At 66.5% G+C, this 406-nt stretch carries 1 pseudogene; it reads left to right on the top strand.

Annotated elements, in window-relative coordinates:
- A pseudogene (locus RZA33_RS19385) lies at positions 1-312 on the top strand (hypothetical protein); the annotation flags it as partial.
- Positions 313-406: the final 94 nt, after the last annotated feature.

Below are 406 nucleotides of genomic sequence, written 5' to 3'. Positions count from 1 at the left end.
ACCGCGTTCTCGCGCCTGAGCGACCGGGTCGGCTTCCGTGTGCGACCGCTGATGCTGCGGCACAGCTACGCGATTCACACCCTACTGCTGCTGCGCAGCCGGCCCGACATCAAGCTGGAGCCGCTGATGTACGTGCGCGACCGCCTTGGGCACGCGAGCGCCCAAACCACGATGGTCTATCTTCAGCAGATCGAGCGGCTACTCGGCGCCGAGGCGCTTGCCATGATGGATGAGTTCGATCAGCTCTACGGTGTTAGCGGCGCCCTCGCCGCTTCACCGCGGCCCAGCTCCACGGAGTCGCAACGGCACTGAGCGCGATGCCACGAAAGAAGAACTACAAAGCCAGCGAGGACCGAGCCGCACTGGCTGCCGCCACGTCGTCCCTGTCGACGCCGCCGATGCCCGG

Origin of the sequence: Halovibrio sp. HP20-59 (assembly GCF_033052795.2) — a bacterium.
Classification (GTDB): Bacteria; Pseudomonadota; Gammaproteobacteria; order Pseudomonadales; family Halomonadaceae; genus Vreelandella.
The sequence above is the reverse complement of the archived record's forward strand: the minus strand, read 5'-3'. Positions and strand labels throughout refer to the sequence as shown.